Origin of the sequence: Flavobacterium psychrolimnae, from assembly GCF_003312425.1 — a bacterium.
In the GTDB taxonomy this organism is placed as follows: domain Bacteria; phylum Bacteroidota; class Bacteroidia; order Flavobacteriales; family Flavobacteriaceae; genus Flavobacterium; species Flavobacterium psychrolimnae.
Genome location: NZ_QNUX01000001.1, coordinates 470861 through 489184, shown reverse-complemented (window position 1 = coordinate 489184; position 18324 = coordinate 470861). Strand labels below are relative to the sequence as shown.

Below are 18324 nucleotides of genomic sequence, written 5' to 3'. Positions count from 1 at the left end.
ACTTTTACTGCTAAATAAAAAAGAGGCTGTCAAATTCATGACAGCCTCTTTCCGTTTTATTATAAATGGATTATTTTGCTTTAAGAATTTCTCCATTTGGACGTACTAATAATTTAACTACTTCCTTATCCTTTTTGATTTTAACATTATACTGTTTCTTGATGACGTCTCCGTCCTCCTGTGTGTATAAGAAACTGTCATTGACAATAGAATAGCCAGGATACGTTCTGTAAATGGAGTAAATAACTTCACTCGGAAGTCTTACGTTTTTAAAATTTTCTACCACGCGTACTAATTTTCCGTTTTCATTATAAGTAGCGGTCAAAGAGCCGTTTTTTGCTTCCATTACCACAAGATATTCTTCATAACCCTCTGCATCTTTTCCTAAATCATAAGCGATGAATTTTTCTTCCACCATTTTGACTCTTTGATCCGGATTATTATCGGGGATATAAACTGAAAAATCAGTTCCAACCCTTTTAATGACTACACCAGGCAGTTCCTCAATTTTGATTTTTCCTTTCTCCGTTACCTGAGCCAATGCTGTGAAAGAAAAACTTAGAAGAATGATAATAATAAGTGATTTCATAATATTTAGTTTTAAATTAATTAATGAGTTTTAATACTTGTAATATGCTAATGAATGCTAAGGCTTGTCTTTTCTTCCCCTTTTTTTTAAATATTTAATTATCTGTTTATCAATGATTTAAAATATAAATTATCATAAGTTTATGTAAATTTACCTATTTTTTAAAGGTTTGAGTGTTAACGTATTCCATAAACAATGTTAATATAAAGGTAGAATTTCATATTTTTTTAATAGGATTTAAATGATTTACTATCAGTGTTTTAACAAAAAAAAGCACCAACCTTTCGATTGATGCTTTGTAAGTCATAAAATTTTTATGAGTTATTTTTACTCGAAACTCCCTATTAAAATTTCTAATATTTTAATAGCTGCTTCGCTGATTTTTGTACCGGGTCCAAAAACAGCAACTGCACCGGCATCAAATAAAAACTGATAATCTTGTGCCGGAATTACTCCGCCTACAACTACCATAATATCTTCTCGACCGTATTTTTTTAGTTCTTCAATCACTTGTGGTACTAGCGTTTTGTGTCCTGCTGCAAGAGAGGAAACACCCAGGATATGCACGTCATTTTCTACCGCTTGTTTGGCAGCCTCAGCCGGTGTTTGAAAAAGTGGACCAATGTCAACATCAAAACCAACATCAGCATAACCAGTTGCGACCACTTTGGCACCTCGGTCGTGTCCGTCCTGTCCCATTTTGGCAATCATGATTCGTGGGCGACGTCCTTCTTTTTTAGCGAATTCATCTGCCAGTTGTTTTGCTTTTTCAAAACTTTTATCGTCTTTTATTTCTTTGCTATACACACCGCTAAAGGATTTAATTTGTGCTTTGTATCTTCCAAAAACCGTTTCAAGAGCATCGCTGATTTCTCCTAAAGTTGTTCGGTTTCGAGCAGCTTCAACTGCGATTTCCAGTAAATTCCCTTCACCAGTTTGCGCACAAAGGATTAATTTTTTAAGTGAATTCTGAACTTTTTCAGAATCTCTGGTAGCTTTAATTCGGTCTAATTGTTCCAGTTGTTGCTTGCGGACCATTTGGTTATCCACATCTAAAATCTGTAAAGGATCTTCTTTTTCTAATCGGTACTGATTGACACCCACAATAATATCTTGTCCGCTGTCTATTCTGGCTTGTTTTCTTGCTGCAGCTTCCTCAATTCTAACTTTTGGAATTCCGGATTCAATGGCTTTGGTCATTCCGCCCAGTTCTTCAACTTCTTCGATAAGTTTCCAAGCGTTTTCTGCAATCTCATTCGTTAAGCTTTCTACATAATAACTTCCAGCCCAAGGATCGACGGTTTTGGTGATTTTAGTTTCTTCTTGTAAATAGAGTTGCGTGTTTCTGGCAATTCTAGCCGAGAAATCCGTTGGTAGAGCTATGGCTTCATCCAATGCATTGGTATGTAAAGATTGCGTTCCTCCAAAAGCTGCTGCTGCGGCTTCAATACAGGTTCGTGCTACATTATTAAATGGATCTTGCTCAGTTAAACTCCAACCTGAAGTTTGACAATGGGTTCGTAAGGCTAATGATTTATCGTCTTTTGGTTCGAATTGTTTCACCAGTTTCGCCCAAATCATTCTTCCCGCACGCATTTTGGCAATTTCCATAAAATGGTTCATTCCAATCGCCCAGAAAAAAGATAATCTTGGAGCGAATTCATCAATTTTCATTCCGGTCGCTAATCCAGTTCGAATGTATTCCAGTCCATCGGCCAGCGTGTAAGCTAATTCAATATCAGCAGTGGCTCCCGCTTCTTGCATGTGGTATCCAGAAATTGAAATCGAGTTGAATTTCGGCATTTTTTTGCTGGTAAATTCGAAAATATCAGCAATGATTTTCATCGAAGGCGTTGGCGGATAAATATACGTATTACGCACCATGAACTCTTTCAGAATGTCATTTTGTATCGTACCTGAGAGTAATTCGGGTTTTACGCCTTGTTCTTCGGCGGCGACAATATAGAAAGCCATAATAGGTAAAACAGCGCCATTCATCGTCATGGAAACGGACATTTCATCTAGTGGAATTTGGTCGAATAATACTTTCATATCTTCCACGGAATCAATCGCAACTCCCGCTTTTCCTACATCACCTACCACACGTTCGTGATTCGAATCATAGCCACGGTGTGTAGGTAAATCAAAAGCGATGGAAAGTCCTTTTTGACCCGCAGCCAGGTTTCTTCTGTAAAAAGCATTACTTTCTTCAGCGGTCGAAAATCCGGCATATTGGCGCACAGTCCAAGGACGACGAACGTACATTGTAGCGTAAGGTCCGCGTAAATTTGGTGCAAAACCAGCTCCAAAATCAAGATGAGTAAGATGCTCAATATCTTGTTCTGAATACGTTGGTTTTAGTTCGATTCCTTCTGCGGTTAGAAATGCATCAGCCAAAGAATTTTCATTCTCCACTTTCAACGGTGTGCTTTCTAATTTTATATGTTGTAAATCTTTTCTTTTCATTTGTTTAGTGCAAAGATTATATTTTTTGAAATTTTAATTCCTTTTCAATCCATATTTCAGTATTTCGTGAAGTATGAAAAATAGCTTTAATGACAATTGTGTTATCGTAGCTGTTGAAATGAATTAAATATGGAAAATTTTCAATTAAAGCCACTCTGGTCTTGTCATATCTTATTTGAAAAAGTAGCGGATTTGACTTAATTATTTTTAAACTTTCCTTGAAAGAAGTGGAGAACGTATCGCCCAATTTAGGTTGAATGCTTTTGTACCAATCCAAAGCTGTTTTGAAATCAAGTTTAGCTTCCTCTACAATTACAATTTTATAATTCACCATCAATATCCTTTAGAAAATCATCAATATCTTGAGCTGAAGAAGGATTCTTAAGATATTTCTCAGTTCTTTCTCTAACTTGGTCCATTTGCCATTGAGGGATTTTTACATTATTCGACTTTGGAAGAATAATCACTTCAACTTCATCAGCATTAAAATCATCCGGCAATGTGATACTTATTTTGTGATTTTTTACCTTAACGATTTGTCTTATGGCTTCCATTATTTTATGTTTTTAGTAAAGTAAATATACTCTTTTCCATTGGTATTAAATTAAATAACAGATTCGGCCTGACTATTCAAGATCCAATCTTTCCTGTTCTATTTTTTCTGCCAGACGTTTTTCGATTATGGGCGTAATCAAGGTTTTTCTAGGTTTGACTTTTACAAAAGGAAACAATTCTAAATCATGTTTCATTTTATCCTGTTTATTAGGATGTTTGTTAGTGCCTAATAGAATTTCTTTCCCAGAATCAAATAGTTCCTGAGCTGTATCAGCACTTTCCTGAATTTTCCTTTTGATGATTCCATCGTTAAGTTGTTTGAGGAAACCTCCATTTACCTCCATATCTTTGAATAAAGCCAACGATTTTTCAGCTAATTGATTCGTAAGATTTTCGATATAATAACTGCCGTCAGCCGGATTATTGACTTTGTCAAAGTAACTTTCGTTTTTGAGAATCAATAATTGATTTCGGGCAATTCTGTCACCAAATTCATTGTCTTTGTGGTACAATGCATCATAAGGCAAATTAGCAATAGCATCCGCTCCACCAATGATGGAACTCATACATTCAGTTGTGGTACGCAACATATTTACATTATAATCGTATAATGTTTTGTTTCGTTTTGTAGGCGAAACGATAATGTTGCAATCTAAGTTGTGGTTGTATTCCTTGGCAATAAGATTAAAAAGTAATCGTAATGCACGCAGTTTTGCAATTTCAAAAAAGTAATTTGTCCCAACGGCTACTTCAAAAACTATTGGTTGGTTTATAGCTTCAATTCTATTAAAATATTCATTGGCGTGTCCTAAACTATAGGCAATTTGCTGTACCATATTGGCACCTGCATTTTGATACAATGCTGCATTGATACTTATTAACGATATTGATTTTGACGCATCCGAAAGTAAATTCAGTGTGTCAAAATTGCTTTTTTCGTTAGTTACAAACCAGTTTCCATCTTTGGCTAATTGTCCAATTGGATCCAGATTACAAAAAACAATAGTATTATTTTTCTTTGCGAAAGCGTCAATTTTTTTAACGAAATCGATTGAAATAAATGCAAGATTAAAATAAACGGTAACTTTTTCTAATGGTAATTGCTCCAAAAGATTAGTAATATCAATTGATTCATTTTCTATTGTAAACCGAAGGCTATCCGCACCACGACTCAAGGTGTCGCGCGCTCTTTCTATTGATTTTTCAACATCGTAGACAAATATATTTTGGCAAATTTTGAATTCAGTCGCTTTAGTGGAAACAGGAAAAGCTTTAGTGAATTCATCTTTGTGGTAAAAAGGTTTTACCTGAATGTCTTCCGGAGAATTCCAAACTAAGGTTTCATTATAATCCGCTCCTTTGAGTTCAAATTGGATTTTTTGTTTCCATTGTTTGGAGGATATGGGATTGAAATCATCGAAAAGGTTTGCAGCCATTTTGTTTGTTATTTTCCTCACCCCAGCCCTCTACAAAGGAGAGGGAGCCGAAACTTGGTGTTATGTTTTTAATAATTATTATAAATTTTACACTCCCTTGCCTTTGGGAAGGGTTGTGGATGTGATTTTATTTTTTTTCAATCGTGTCACCTTCGAATTCGATGATATAAATATCTTCACTATCTTTTTTCATATAGTATTTTTCGCGGGCGTATTTTTCTATTTGTTCTGAATTTTTTAATTGCTTGATGTTCTCTTGGTCCTTCTTAATTTCTTCTTTATAATAGGCTGCGTTATCTTCTAAATCTTCAATTTGCTGATCCAAAATACGATGACCGAAATAGGAATAATTGTCCAAGAAAATCATCCAAACGCAAAAAAAACACAAGACCCAAACGTACTTGTTACTCAAGAATTTAAACCAAGATTTGTCTTTATACGGATTTGTCATTTTATTTTTTTTAGCCCCGATTAAAGTGGAAATCCTTTTAGTAGGTGATACTGACGAAGGAAGATTCACCTACTAAAAGATTGCAATCTCGTCTTCAGGACGAGACGGGAAATAGCTCCTAATAATTATTGCATTAAAATTACAACTAAATTATAGAATTTTTTGATTTATTACCGCACGAACCACGTCAATGGCTACGGTGTTGTATTTGTCGTTTGGTATTATGATGTCCGCAAATGCTTTGGTTGGTTCTATGAACTGCTCGTGCATTGGCTTCAATGTTGTTTGGTATCTGTTGATTACTTCATGCATGTCTCGACCACGTTCCGCGATATCACGTTTCATTCTGCGGATTAATCGCTCGTCAGAATCAGCGTGAACATATATTTTCACATCGAATAATTCTCTTAATTCTGGATTTGCCAAGATTAAAATCCCTTCTACAATCATCACTTTTCGAGGATGTGTAAAAACGGTATCATCCGTTCTGTTGTGAGTGACAAAGGAATAAACGGGTTGATGGATGTTGTTTCCTTCTTTTAATTCCTTAAGATGAGCCACTAATAACTCAAAGTCGATAGCACGGGGATGATCAAAATTAATTAATGCTCTTTCGTCAAATGAAAGTCCGTGATTTTCTTTGTAATATGAATCTTGAGAAATAATACCAACTTCTGTTTGTGGTAATTCATTCATAATCTGATGTACAACGGTTGTTTTTCCGCTACCTGTACCACCTGCAATTCCTATAATGAGCATAAATTTTTTGTTATGTTTTTATCGGGACAAAAATAGGAATTTAATCGGGAGCAGTTTTTCTTTTTTTAAGAAATATTGCTAAATTACTATATTTATTTAGGGGTTATTAATTGACATTTTTCTATCTTTAGTTTCTAAAATTTAAAACATTGTATTCACAAATCAATAAAAATATAGGTCGGTATGTCACTTTTGAACCAGAAGAGTTAGAAATTTTCAATTCTTTATTGGAATATAAAACGGTTCCTAAGAAAACGATTTTACTTCATGAAGGCGAGATGTGCAATTTTGAAGCATTTGTCATCAAAGGCTGTGTCCGAAAATATTACATTGACGCTAATGGTTTTGAAGTAATTCTGCAGTTTGCTATCGAAAACGCTTGGGTGAGTGATATTTCTTTTAGTATTTACGAAGATAAACCCAGTAGAGTGTACATTGAAACTTTGGAAGATTGTGAATTCTTCCTTTTTAGTCCAGAAACAAAAGAGGAATTATTTGCCAAAGCTCCAAAGTTTGAACGCGCTTTCCGTATCCTAATGCAAAGAAGTCTTGCTGTTACTCAAGACCGTTTATTTAATACGATTTCTAAATCGGCAACCGAGAAATATTTAGAGTTTCTCGAACATTATCCCACACTTTCACAGCGCGTTGCCCAGCATTATATTGCGTCTTATTTGGGAATTTCAGCCGAGTTTCTTAGTAAAATAAGAACTAAAATCGCTAAACTCTAGATTTCACTTTTTTCATTTCTTGTCCTAGTTCAATGCATGCGCTTTTTTTTTGACGCAACTTTGCATCATACTATTAAAGAACAGGACAATGGAAAATACAGATAAAAAAATAGATGGTGTAATTACTAATTCGGTTTTGCATAAAGCAAATACTCGCGGTCACGCTAATCATGGTTGGTTAGAATCCTATCATACCTTTAGCTTTGCCAATTATCAAAATCCAGAACGTATGAATTTTGGAGTCTTACGCGTTCTAAATGATGACAGAGTCAGCCAAGGAATGGGTTTTGGGAAACATCCACATGATAATATGGAAATTATTTCTATTCCTCTCGAAGGTGATTTAGAACACCAAGACAGTATGGGAAATACTACCGTAATCAAGGAAGGTGATATCCAGGCGATGAGCGCCGGTACCGGAATTTTTCACAGCGAGTACAATAAAAACAAAGATCAGTTGGTTAAATTTTTACAGATTTGGATTTATCCAAATAAAAAAAATGTAACGCCTCGTTATGACCAAATCACTTTAGATTTAAATGATCGTCACAATAAATTACAGCAAATTTTGTCACCTAATCCAGAAGATGAAGGGGTTTGGATTCATCAAGATGCTTGGTTTCATATTGGGAAGTTTGACAACGATTTTTCTACTTCGTATGAATTGAAAAAACCAGGAAATGGAATTTATGCTTTCGTTTTAAAAGGAGATTTTACAATAGGAAACATCGCTTTAAATGAACGTGACGGATTAGGAATTTGGAATACGAATACAATAAAAATTACCGCTAATTCAGTAAATGCCGAAATCTTATTGATGGAAGTACCAATGCAATTGTAATCTAATAAATAATTAAAAATAACTAATAAATATCAAAAATTATGTCAACAACAAAATGGGTAATTGACCCAACACACTCAGAAATTGGTTTTAAAGTGAAACACATGATGTTCACTAATGTTTCAGGTAAATTTTCAAAATTTGATGCAACAATTGAAGCAGAAGACAGCAATTTAGAAAATGCAAAAATTGAATTTACAGGAGCAATTGATTCTGTATCAACAGGAAACGCAGATAGAGATACACATTTATTGAGTGCTGATTTTTTTGATGCTGCTCAGTTTCCAGAAATTAAATTTAGCGCTACTTCTTTTACCAAAATTAATGAAGGTGAATATGAATTGGTTGGTGATTTAACATTACACGGCGTTACAAAATCAGTGAAATTAGCTGCTGATTATGGAGGATTAATGAAAGATCCATGGGGAAATACCAAAATGGCACTTGCATTAGAAGGAAAAATCAACAGAAAAGATTGGGGATTAAACTGGAATTCGGCTCTTGAAACGGGTGGTGTTTTAGTAAGTGAAGAAGTTCGTTTGAACATCGAATTGCAATTTTTGCAACAATAATTTTAAAGTAAACAAACACAAATCTCCGAGGATTATTTTCTCTGAGATTTGTGTTTTTTAATAAAATAGAATGATGGAAACCATAAATATTTTATACATAGGAAGACATCCGGAAATTCTAGAAACCGTCATCCGATTGATAAATTCAAACGAGAATTGGAATGGAGTAGGAGTTATGAATGATGAGGAAGCGAAGGAAATTTTTCTGAAAAAAAAATTTTCTATTGTATTGTTAGGTTCCGGAATTCAGGAAGAAAGTGAAGCTGAATTGTGCACTTTTTTCAAAAATAAAAATCCAAATATTAGTATTGTTCAGCATTATGGAGGTGGAAGTGGTTTACTGAAATGTGAAATTCTACTTGCCTTGGAAAATACTAAATAGTAGCAGAAACAAAAAAGAGAGCCATGTGAATGACTCTCTTTTTATTTTATATAAAACTATTATTTATTCTTCTTTGCTTTGATCATCATTTCTAATTGATCCCAAAGTTCCTCTGGAATTGCTTCAAGTAAATTGAACTGTCCAGCGCCTTTGAGCCATTCGCCGCCATCAATTGTTATAACATCTCCGTTGATGTATGCTGAAAAATCAGAAACTAAATAAGCCGCTAGATTGGCTAATTCCTGATGATCTCCCACGCGTTTTAACGGCACTTTTTTAGCCATATCAAATTTTTCAGCTAAGTCTCCAGGTAACAATCGGTCCCACGCACCTTTAGTTGGGAACGGTCCAGGAGCAATTGCATTCGAACGAATTCCGTATTTTGCCCATTCTACCGCAAGACTCCTTGTCATTGCTAAAACTCCTGCTTTTGCAGTTGCGCTAGGTACCACGTAAGCAGAACCTGTCCAAGCGTAAGTCGTAACAATATTCAAAATGGTAGATGATTTTTGTTTGGTGTCAATCCAATGTTTCCCAAAAGCAAGTGTACAGTTTTTGGATCCTTTTAAAACGATATCAATTACAGTATCAAAAGCATTGGCAGATAATCTTTCGGTTGGAGAAATGAAATTTCCGGCAGCATTATTTAATAAAACATCAACTTTACCAAAAGCTTTCAACACTTCTTGCAGCATATTTTCCACTTCTTCATAATGACGTACATCACATTGAATAGGTAGACAAATTCCGCCGGTTTCCTTTTCCAGTTCTGCGGCAGTATTTTTTAGTTTTTCTAAATCTCGGGAAGTAATGGCCACTTGCGCACCCAATTCCAAGAAATATTTGGTCATTGCTTTTCCTAAACCGCTTCCGCCTCCGGTTACGACAATCACTTTGCCTTTTAGGGCATCGTCGCGTAACATTTTATCTGTATAGCTCATATTTCGATATTTTTTTATTGTAAATATAATAAAATTAAATAGTATGCATGCATAATAAAAATAAATTTCAATTCTGATTTTAGATGGCACACAATCTTTTAGCGGCTTCTTCAAGCGTAGCATTGTCTTTGGCGAAGCAAAACCGAATTAATTTCAGGTCTTTTCCATCGGCATAAAAAGTAGAGATAGGAATTGCAGCAACGCCATGTTCTATAATGAGGCGTTTGCAAAAATCAACATCATTCTCATTTGATATGTTTGCATACGAAACCACCTGAAAATAAGTTCCTTCGCACGGCATGAGTTTGAAGCGGCTGTCTTTTAATAATTGTCTAAAATAATCCCGTTTTTCCTGATATAATTTCCCGATTTCAGAAACAGAAACAATCTCTAAATACTCGCTAATGGCAACTTGACAAATACTATTGACACTAAAAACTAAAAACTGATGGACTTTTTTGATTTCCTTCATCAAATATTCCGGTGCTGCTAAATAGCCAATTTTCCATCCCGTTACATGGAATGATTTTCCAAAAGAGGAAATCATCACACAACGATTCAATAGTTTCTCGCTTGTATGAGCTGAAATATGTTTCTCCTCGAAAGTGATGTATTCATAGACTTCATCAGAAAGAAGTACGATATCAGGGTGTTTTTCGAGCAGCATTTCCAAGGCTTCAAAATTAGATTCTGTTAAAATTTTCCCTGTTGGATTGTGCGGATTATTGATGATAATCATTTTAGTTTTTGCAGTACAAGCTTTTATGATAATTTCCCAATTTGGAGTATAATCATCATTAAGTGCTACCCGAACCGGATTTGCGTTGCATAATAATACGGACGCTTCATAGCAATCATAACTGGGATCCAAGATAATCACTTCGTCATTGCTTTTTACCAAAGCTGTTATGGTGGTAAAAATGGCTTGTGTCGCTCCAGCGGTAACTAGCAATTCCGTTTCAGGCTGAATAGTTCTTCCGTAGGAGTTTTTAATTAGTGTCGCTATTTTTGATAATAACGGTGGATAGCCAGACATTGGCGTGTATTGATGTACATTTTCTTTGGCCAGTTTGGCAACAATATCTGTTAATCGTTCATCAACAGGAAAGTTTGGAAAACCTTGAGAAAGATTGATGGCATTATATTCAGTAGCCATTTTTGACATAACCGTAAAAATACTCGTACTGATATTTGGAAGTTTACTCATAAAAAAAATCATTAATTCTAAGTATAAAAATAGGTTTTATACTTAGAATTAATGATTACGAGTTTTGTTTTATCTTTTATTAACTCTTTTGAGTCGAAAAATTTAAAGTTTACTATTGTTATATAAAATTGTAAGTTCTAAAATTTTACTGATTTCATTCTTTAATATTAATAAAAAGCATTTTGAATTTACATCTTGTGAATGATGAAAATTGTGGGGCGTTTGTGTAAATCGATGGTTTCTTTTTTCCAAGCCGCAATTTTTTTGGTTTTGATGTATTCTGTAGGTAAAGTAATGTCCGTGGCGATGCATAAATGCGTTTCAGGATGTAAAGTTTGGATTAGATCTTCCAGTAATTTGTTGTTGCGATACGGAGTTTCAATGAAAATTTGAGACTGATTTTTCTCGAAAGAGACTCTTTCTAACGTTTTAAAACTGGCTTTCTTTTCATCTTTCTCAATTGGTAAGTAACCATGAAAGGTGAAACTTTGTCCGTTCATTCCTGATGCCATCATTGCCAAAAGAATAGAAGAAGGACCAACCAAAGGAATAACCTGAATTCCTTTTTCATGTGCTAATTTTACAATTACAGCACCAGGATCAGCCACTCCGGGACATCCCGCTTCGCTCATTAAACCCATATTGTGACCTTCAAGTAACGGTTTTATGAACTCTAAATGTTCTTTAGTTTCGGTGTGTTGGTTTAATACAAAAAGTTTTAACTCGGATTGTTTTTTCTCGGGATTAACACCTTTGATAGATTTTCTTGCCGTCTTGTCATTTTCAACAATATAATAATCAATGAGGTCAATACTTCTTTTTATGGTTTGTGGCAAAACATCCATAGGATCGCAATCGCCCATTGTGGTAGGGATTAAATAGAGTTTTCCTAAAACAGCGTTTGATTTCATAGGTGTGATTTATGTTCCTAAAAGTAATGTATTTGTAGTATGGTATGGTCAGGATTGTGTAATGAACCCAAAGTAATTTTTTGCAGAAAAATTATGTGTGCTTCGCTATAAGTTTTTTTGCAATTATATCGCAAACTTCATCTAACATATTGTAGACGATTTCAAATCCGTTTGGTAAACCAAAATAGGGATCAGGAACATCTACATTTTCATTTGGAAATAATTCATTCAAAATAAGCTGAACTTTTTCTACTTGATTCTGATTTTGGGCAAGTGCAGTTACATTTTTGTAATTGGAACTATCCATCACATAGATATAATCAAATTCTTCAAAATCCTTAGAGCTGAATTGTCGTCCTTTTTGATTTGAAATGCTGATTTTATTTTTTTTTGCAACAGCAATTGAACGTTCATCAGGCGAATGGCCAATATGCCAAGAGCCAGTCCCTGCTGAATCAACTGTGAATTTGTCTTTAGGAAGTTTTGAAGCCAAAATGCCTTCTGCCAATGGAGAACGGCAAATATTTCCCAAACAAACCATTAGAATTTTTACAGACATGATGCTTTTACAACGTTAATTTTTTATTGATATCCTCAACGAACTTTTTGAATTGTTTGTCAGTAGCCACTAAATTATCAACAGTTTTACAAGCGTGTAACACCGTTGCGTGGTCGCGATCTCCAATTTGAGAACCTATATTTGCCAAAGAAGCTTTAGTAAATTTCTTTGCAAAAAACATGGCTAACTGACGAGCCTGAACTACGTGTCTTTTTCTTGTTTTCGACTGCAATGTTTCTAAATCCAATTGGAAATAATCCGATACAATTTTTTGAATATAATCGATAGAAATTTCTCTTTTTACATTTTTCACAAACTTTTCCACGACACTTTTAGCAAGTTCCAATGTCACTTCTTTTTTATTGAAAGACGATTGCGCTATTAGTGAAATGATTGCTCCTTCTAATTCTCTAACATTTGATTTGATATTGCGGGCCACATATTCGATAATTTCTTCCGGAATTTCTACACCATCTCTGTACAATATGTTTTTCAGGATGGAAATTCTGGTTTCATAATCCGGTTGGTGCAATTCCGCAGATAATCCCCATTTGAAACGGGATAATAAACGTTGTTCAATATCTTGCATGTCAACAGGCGCCTTATCCGAAGTTAGGATTACCTGTTTGCCATTTTGATGTAAATAATTAAAGATATGGAAAAATACATCCTGAGTTCCAGACTTACCGGAAAGGAATTGTACATCATCAATGATTAAAACATCAATTAATTGATAAAAATGAATAAAATCATTTCGGTTGTTTTTCTTAACCGAGTCAATGTATTGTTGTGTGAAAATTTCAGCCGAAATGTATAAAACCGTTTTTTCAGGATATTTATCTTTTATTTCAACACCAATAGCATGTGCTAAGTGTGTTTTTCCAAGACCAACTCCTCCAAAAATCAACAAAGGATTAAACGAAGTTCCACCCGGTTTATTGGCAACAGCCATACCTGCAGAACGTGCTAATCTATTGGAATCTCCTTCTAAAAAATTATCAAAACTGTAATTTGCATTTAGTTGTGATTCAATTTTTAGATTTCGAATCCCCGGAATAACAAAAGGATTTTTTAATTCTGGGTTTAAGTTTTTAAATGGAGCATCCACTTCCTGTGGTTTCATAGGAACCCTATTAGCACTTGGCAACTGTTCCGTAAACGGTTGTTTATTGCCATAAGTGTTTTCCATTCTGATTTTATAAAGTAACTTAGCGTTTTTTCCAAGTTCTTTTGTAAGGGCTACTTTTAGTAATTTTACATAGTGCTCTTCCAACCATTCATAGAAAAATTTACTTGGAACTTGAATATATAATGCGTTATCGGTAAGTTCAACTGATTTGATTGGTTCGAACCAAGTTTTGTACGCTTGGTCTTGGATGTTGTCTTTTATGAAAGACAAACAGTTTTCCCATACTGATTGAGCAGTTTTGTTCATATATTCTATAAAATTGTTTTTAATTGGTAATTGTTATCTTACTAAAAAAAAGATGTTTTGTTATTAATTATCGGGGTAACAAATATGTGAACAAATTTCTGTAAAAAAAAATATATAGGGTAATAATTTTACGAATTATTGTTGTAAGGCACCGTTCAAAGTTTAAATTTTTAATTCATAATTAATGAAAGATCATCAAATAGAAGTTAGGGTTCGATACTCCGAAACAGACCAAATGGGAGTTGTTTATCATGGGAATTATATTCCATATTTTGAAATAGGAAGGGTGGAATGGCTTAGAAACAAAGGGATTTCATATAAAAGCATGGAGGAAAGCGGTATTGCGTTGCCTATAGTTTCCATGAATATAAATTATAAAAAATCTGCTCGCTATGATGAGTTGCTAACGGTTCATACGGTTTTTAAAAGTCAGACTTCTGTGAAGATTGAATTTGATTGCGCAATTTATAATGAGTCGAATGAGTTATTAACAACAGCCCAATTTATTCTGGTTTTTGTGTCCTTAAAAACGGGTCGACCAACGGCTCCTCCAGATTATATTTTGGAATTGTTAAAAACTATCGAATAAATTACCAAAGAGGCAATTTTGTAATGAAATTAAAGCCGATTTATTTCGATTTCAAACATCGAATTGAAAATGTCGAATATCATTTCGGCATTTTTTTTTCGTGTTTTTAGTTCAATTTTTCCAATTGGAAGAGTCGTAATTTCATCTATTTCCATTTCCTGAGATACCATTTCCAGTTTTTTTTCCTTGATTACGCGCATCACTTTATTCATGTTTTGGTAATCAAAAGTGATTTCAAAATGAATATCTATTGTTTTTTCGACAATGTTACAACTTTCAAGAACCATTTGCGCAGTAGTTTTATAAGTCGAAATCAATCCGCCAACTCCTAATTTTACTCCACCAAATATCCGAACCACTACTACCAATACATTTGTGACTGAAAAAGACTGAATTTGTCCATAAATAGGCATTCCGGCGCTATTACTTGGTTCTCCGTCATCATTTGCTCTGTAAATTATTGCATCACTGCCCATTTGGTAGGCATAACAAAAATGTCCTGCGTTAGGATGTTGCTTTCGTAAAATTTCGAGGAGTGGTTTTACCTCTTCATCGGTTTTGATTGGGTACGCATAGCCAAAAAATTTGCTATTTTTTTCTTTAAATAGAATTTGCTCGGATGGGATTTCAATAGTGCGGTAGGTGTCTTTCAATTTGAATACAAAAGGGAGTGAAACTTAAATTTGACTTAGATTGCTGAGGTAGTTGCTATCAAATTATCTTTTTATCCAGTAAATTGATGACATCTTCTTCTCCCACTTGTAAATTCCAAACTTCAAATCCTAATGCGAGAGCAGCATCAGTATTCTCTTTTTTATCATCCACAAATAACGTGCGTTTGGGAGCTAATTCATGGTTGTTTATCAAATGATTGAATGTCTCAGGATTTGGTTTTCTCAAGCCAAGTTCAAATGAAAAATAAACTTTTTCAAAACATTGATAAAAATCCCTGTAAAATGAAACTCCATGCCTTTGCTCGAAATTTTCGATGTGAATTGCATCCGTATTGGACAATAAGAAAAGACGGTATTTCTCAGATAGCATTTGCAGAAATTCTAATCGATACAACGGAAAGTCAAGAAGTATCGCGTTCCAAGCGGACAATATTTCTTTTATGCTGGCACTAGGAATATGTTTTTGAATTCCAAAAAGGAAGTTTTCACGGGAAATTTGCCCAGTTTCAAATTGTTTATTCAAAAAATCTAGATCTTCATTCCATTCCTTTAATCCTAATTTTTCAAAAGCATTAATGGTGGCTTGCTTATCTAAATTGATAAATACATCTCCAAAATCAAATATTATAGTATTAATCATGGTTTCTAGAAATTATAAGTTCGTCAGCACCAATCAAATGTTTTTCGAACTGTTTATTAACAAGATTAGGCGCCTTGATTCCATTTTTGAATTGGACTTTTCCAATAAATATTCGTGCCTCGTCCCAAAGATTGGCATCGATAAAAGTTTGTATCGTTTGTCTTCCGCCCTCAATAATAACGGATTGAATGTTATGTTTATACAACGATTGAATAACTTGCTGCGCTACATTTTTTTCAAAATCGATTGTTTCAAAGATACTATTTTCTTTTTCAACAGCCATTTCAAATCTAGAAAATAGGATAGTTTTAACTTGATTGTCAAGGATATGATTGTCTTTTGGGATTCGGTTATTTTGATCTAAAACCACTCGAATAGGATTGTTTCCATACCAATCTCTGGCATCTAGTTTTGGATTATCATCAATAACCGTTTGGGTTCCCACGAGAATCGCTTGTTCTTCAGTACGCCATTTGTGTACTAATTGTCTAGAGTACGTATTGGTAATCCACACCGGTTTTTTTTCTAATTTTTCATTGGGTGCAATAAATCCATCTTGACTTTCGGCCCATTTCAAGATGATATAAGGCCTTTTCTTTTCGTGAAAAGTAAAGAATCTTTTATTGAGTTCATGACATTCCTCTTCAAGGATGCCTACGGTGACATGTATTCCGGCTTCAATAAGTTTTTTAATACCGTTTCCGGCTACTTTTATATTCGGATCTACTGTTCCTATGACCACATTTGGAATTTTATTTTTGATAATCAAATCACAACATGGAGGCGTTTTTCCAAAATGACTGCACGGCTCCAGACTCACATAAATTGTGGCTTTGTTCAATAATGATTTGTCTTTTACGGAATTTACAGCATTGACTTCGGCATGTGGTTCTCCTGATTTTTTATGCCAGCCTTCGCCAATGATTTTATCTTTATAAACTATAACACTGCCTACTAAGGGATTTGGATACGTTGTTCCCAAACCATTTTTGGCTAATTCAATGCACCGTTTTATGTATTTTTCATGTATTTTCACATCACAAAAGTAGTAATTTTTGAGGTTAGCCCCAATCCCGTAGCGAAACTTCAGAAGCAAGTCGGGATTTGTTTGAAACTTTTCAAAATAATAGTAAACAATTTCTATTTTTGCAGGTATAATCAGATTTTGAAAAAATGGAAAATTACATTATCAGAAAAATAAATAAAGAGGACAATTCTGAAGTTGCACAATTAATTCGTGCTGTTTTTGATGAGTTGGATATTCCAAAAGTGGGGACAGCTTATGAAGATCCGTATTTGGATTTAATGTATGAAGAGTACAATAAACCAAAATCCGTTTATTATGTAGTAGAGAACAACGGAAGAATTGTAGGTGTAGCCGGAATTGCTCCACTTGCAAACGAAGCAGATAACATTTGCGAATTGCAGAAAATGTATTTTCTACCTGAAACACGCGGAATTGGAATTGGAACTGAAATGATGGAAGTGTGTATCCAAAGTGCTCGGAATTTTGGCTTCGAAAAATGCTATTTGGAAACGATGCCATTTATGCTTGATGCACAAAAATTATATAAAAAGACAGGTTTTGAATATATTTCTGGCCCTATGGGAAGCACCGGTCATGTTAGTTGTCCGGTTTGGATGCTAAAAGAGCTGTAAGTTTTAAAAGTTGAATTGCCGAATTGATTCATAGCATCGATACCACTATAAAATGAAAATAAAAGAATATAGAAGCCAGTTTATTCAGCAACTTGGACCCATTTACGATGCAGGTGAGGCCGAGAGCTTTTTTTATTTGGTTCTAGAGGACAAACAGCAATTAAAAAGAATTGACTTGGCTTTACATCCTGATTTGGTTTTTTCGGAGGAAGAAATTGTAGTTTGGAAATCGATTTTAGAACAATTAAAAAAGGAGATTCCGATTCAATATTTGTTAGGGAAAACGAGTTTTTACGGTTTGGATTTTCAAGTTAATGAATATGTTTTAATTCCAAGACCAGAGACCGAAGAATTAGTGGAATGGATTTTAGAAAGTCAAAAGTCAAAAGGCGAAAATAAAAAGATCCGTATTCTTGATATTGGAACAGGAAGCGGTTGCATCGCTATTTCATTGGCGAAGAATCTTCCAAATGCCGAAGTTTTTGCGATTGATGTTTCTGAAAAAGCTTTGGCTACGGCCCAAAAAAATGCAGAAATAAATGCAGTAAAAGTCACTTTTGTCAATCAAAACATTCTTGAAACAGAAGATTTACAACAACAATTTGATATTATCGTATCCAATCCGCCTTATGTTCGCAATTTAGAAAAAGAGGAAATCAAGAAAAATGTTTTGAACAATGAACCGCATTTGGCACTTTTTGTAGAAGATAACGACGCATTAATTTTCTATAAAAAAATAGCCGAATTGGCCCATAAAAACGGTTCTGAAAATAGTCAGTTGTATTTTGAAATCAATCAGTATTTAGGAAAAGAAATGATTGATTTACTCGAAAAAATGAATTTCAAAAATATAGAATTGCGCAAGGATATTTACGGGAACGACCGGATGATTAAAGGAGAAATGAGTGTTCAGTAAACAGTCCTAGT

General features: G+C 34.4%; 22 protein-coding genes. 7 read left to right on the top strand and 15 right to left on the bottom strand.

Going from position 1 to position 18324, the window contains the following annotated elements; translation table 11 throughout:
• Window positions 1–70: 70 nt before the first annotated feature.
• The 7 genes from DR980_RS02210 to udk all read right to left on the bottom strand — a co-directional run bounded on the left by DR980_RS02210 (window position 71) and on the right by udk (window position 6256).
• Window positions 71–589 (bottom strand): hypothetical protein, encoded by a 519-nt coding sequence (locus DR980_RS02210; RefSeq protein ID WP_113633607.1) that lies wholly within the window; start codon window positions 587–589, stop codon window positions 71–73.
• 327 nt (window positions 590–916) lie between these two features.
• Window positions 917–3055 (bottom strand): methylmalonyl-CoA mutase, encoded by a 2139-nt coding sequence (scpA, locus tag DR980_RS02205; RefSeq protein WP_113633606.1) that lies wholly within the window; start codon window positions 3053–3055, stop codon window positions 917–919.
• 16 nt (window positions 3056–3071) lie between these two features.
• Window positions 3072–3389 (bottom strand): type II toxin-antitoxin system RelE/ParE family toxin, encoded by a 318-nt coding sequence (locus DR980_RS02200; RefSeq protein ID WP_113633605.1) that lies wholly within the window; start codon window positions 3387–3389, stop codon window positions 3072–3074.
• On the bottom strand, window positions 3376–3609 hold the full coding sequence (locus DR980_RS02195; RefSeq protein ID WP_113633604.1) for a hypothetical protein: 234 nt from the start codon (window positions 3607–3609) through the stop codon (window positions 3376–3378). The genes DR980_RS02200 and DR980_RS02195 overlap by 14 nt, the downstream gene beginning before the upstream one ends.
• 72 nt (window positions 3610–3681) lie before the next feature.
• Window positions 3682–5046 carry a methylmalonyl-CoA mutase subunit beta gene (locus DR980_RS02190; protein ID WP_113633603.1) on the bottom strand — a complete coding sequence of 455 codons (1365 nt, stop codon included), beginning with the start codon at window positions 5044–5046 and terminating at the stop codon, window positions 3682–3684.
• A gap of 127 nt (window positions 5047–5173) precedes the next feature.
• Window positions 5174–5497 (bottom strand): FtsB family cell division protein, encoded by a 324-nt coding sequence (locus tag DR980_RS02185; protein ID WP_113633602.1) that lies wholly within the window; start codon window positions 5495–5497, stop codon window positions 5174–5176.
• A gap of 150 nt (window positions 5498–5647) precedes the next feature.
• The gene (udk, locus tag DR980_RS02180; RefSeq protein WP_113633601.1) at window positions 5648–6256 is read right to left on the bottom strand and encodes a uridine kinase; all 609 of its coding nucleotides are present in this window, start codon (window positions 6254–6256) and stop codon (window positions 5648–5650) included.
• A gap of 149 nt (window positions 6257–6405) precedes the next feature.
• Here udk and DR980_RS02175 point away from each other — a divergent pair, with 149 nt between their 5' ends.
• The 4 genes from DR980_RS02175 (at window position 6406) to DR980_RS02160 (ending at window position 8782) form a co-directional block, all read left to right on the top strand.
• Window positions 6406–6987 carry a Crp/Fnr family transcriptional regulator gene (locus tag DR980_RS02175; protein ID WP_113633600.1) on the top strand — a complete coding sequence of 194 codons (582 nt, stop codon included), beginning with the start codon at window positions 6406–6408 and terminating at the stop codon, window positions 6985–6987.
• Between the two features lie 88 nt (window positions 6988–7075).
• On the top strand, window positions 7076–7828 hold the full coding sequence (locus tag DR980_RS02170; RefSeq protein WP_113633599.1) for a pirin family protein: 753 nt from the start codon (window positions 7076–7078) through the stop codon (window positions 7826–7828).
• A 41-nt stretch (window positions 7829–7869) separates the two neighbouring features.
• Entirely contained in the window at window positions 7870–8400 is a 531-nt protein-coding gene (locus DR980_RS02165; protein WP_113633598.1) for a YceI family protein, read from the top strand.
• Between the two features lie 70 nt (window positions 8401–8470).
• A complete protein-coding gene (locus DR980_RS02160) occupies window positions 8471–8782 on the top strand; it encodes a response regulator (protein ID WP_113633597.1) in 312 nt (103 codons plus the stop codon).
• 59 nt (window positions 8783–8841) lie between these two features.
• Here the strand turns inward: DR980_RS02160 and DR980_RS02155 are convergent, their stop codons facing one another.
• The 5 genes from DR980_RS02155 to dnaA all read right to left on the bottom strand — a co-directional run bounded on the left by DR980_RS02155 (window position 8842) and on the right by dnaA (window position 13835).
• The gene (locus DR980_RS02155; RefSeq protein ID WP_167400529.1) at window positions 8842–9723 is read right to left on the bottom strand and encodes an SDR family oxidoreductase; all 882 of its coding nucleotides are present in this window, start codon (window positions 9721–9723) and stop codon (window positions 8842–8844) included.
• A 79-nt stretch (window positions 9724–9802) separates the two neighbouring features.
• Window positions 9803–10930 (bottom strand): methionine aminotransferase, encoded by a 1128-nt coding sequence (locus tag DR980_RS02150; protein ID WP_113633649.1) that lies wholly within the window; start codon window positions 10928–10930, stop codon window positions 9803–9805.
• A 188-nt stretch (window positions 10931–11118) separates the two neighbouring features.
• The gene (locus tag DR980_RS02145) at window positions 11119–11841 is read right to left on the bottom strand and encodes an SAM-dependent methyltransferase (RefSeq protein WP_113633596.1); all 723 of its coding nucleotides are present in this window, start codon (window positions 11839–11841) and stop codon (window positions 11119–11121) included.
• A gap of 91 nt (window positions 11842–11932) precedes the next feature.
• On the bottom strand, window positions 11933–12400 hold the full coding sequence (locus DR980_RS02140; protein WP_113633595.1) for a low molecular weight protein-tyrosine-phosphatase: 468 nt from the start codon (window positions 12398–12400) through the stop codon (window positions 11933–11935).
• Between the two features lie 7 nt (window positions 12401–12407).
• Window positions 12408–13835, bottom strand: coding sequence for a chromosomal replication initiator protein DnaA (dnaA, locus tag DR980_RS02135; RefSeq protein WP_035674283.1), 1428 nt, complete (start codon window positions 13833–13835; stop codon window positions 12408–12410).
• Window positions 13836–14019: 184 nt separating this feature from the next.
• Between dnaA and DR980_RS02130 the strand changes: the two genes are divergently transcribed.
• Window positions 14020–14424, top strand: a complete 405-nt coding sequence (locus DR980_RS02130) for an acyl-CoA thioesterase (RefSeq protein WP_113633594.1) — start codon at window positions 14020–14022, stop codon at window positions 14422–14424.
• Between the two features lie 29 nt (window positions 14425–14453).
• Here the strand turns inward: DR980_RS02130 and DR980_RS02125 are convergent, their stop codons facing one another.
• The 3 genes from DR980_RS02125 to ribD are packed head-to-tail and all read right to left on the bottom strand — an operon-like array spanning window position 14454 to window position 16774.
• Entirely contained in the window at window positions 14454–15077 is a 624-nt protein-coding gene (locus tag DR980_RS02125) for an IMPACT family protein (RefSeq protein WP_113633593.1), read from the bottom strand.
• A 58-nt stretch (window positions 15078–15135) separates the two neighbouring features.
• Window positions 15136–15738, bottom strand: coding sequence for an HAD family hydrolase (locus DR980_RS02120; protein ID WP_113633592.1), 603 nt, complete (start codon window positions 15736–15738; stop codon window positions 15136–15138).
• Window positions 15731–16774, bottom strand: a complete 1044-nt coding sequence (ribD, locus tag DR980_RS02115; RefSeq protein WP_113633591.1) for a bifunctional diaminohydroxyphosphoribosylaminopyrimidine deaminase/5-amino-6-(5-phosphoribosylamino)uracil reductase RibD — start codon at window positions 16772–16774, stop codon at window positions 15731–15733. The genes DR980_RS02120 and ribD overlap by 8 nt, the downstream gene beginning before the upstream one ends.
• A 137-nt stretch (window positions 16775–16911) precedes the next feature.
• Between ribD and DR980_RS02110 the strand changes: the two genes are divergently transcribed.
• A complete protein-coding gene (locus tag DR980_RS02110; RefSeq protein WP_113633590.1) occupies window positions 16912–17397 on the top strand; it encodes a GNAT family N-acetyltransferase in 486 nt (161 codons plus the stop codon).
• Window positions 17398–17449: 52 nt separating this feature from the next.
• Window positions 17450–18313, top strand: coding sequence for a peptide chain release factor N(5)-glutamine methyltransferase (gene prmC, locus DR980_RS02105; protein ID WP_113633589.1), 864 nt, complete (start codon window positions 17450–17452; stop codon window positions 18311–18313).
• The last annotated feature ends 11 nt before the right edge of the window (window positions 18314–18324 follow it).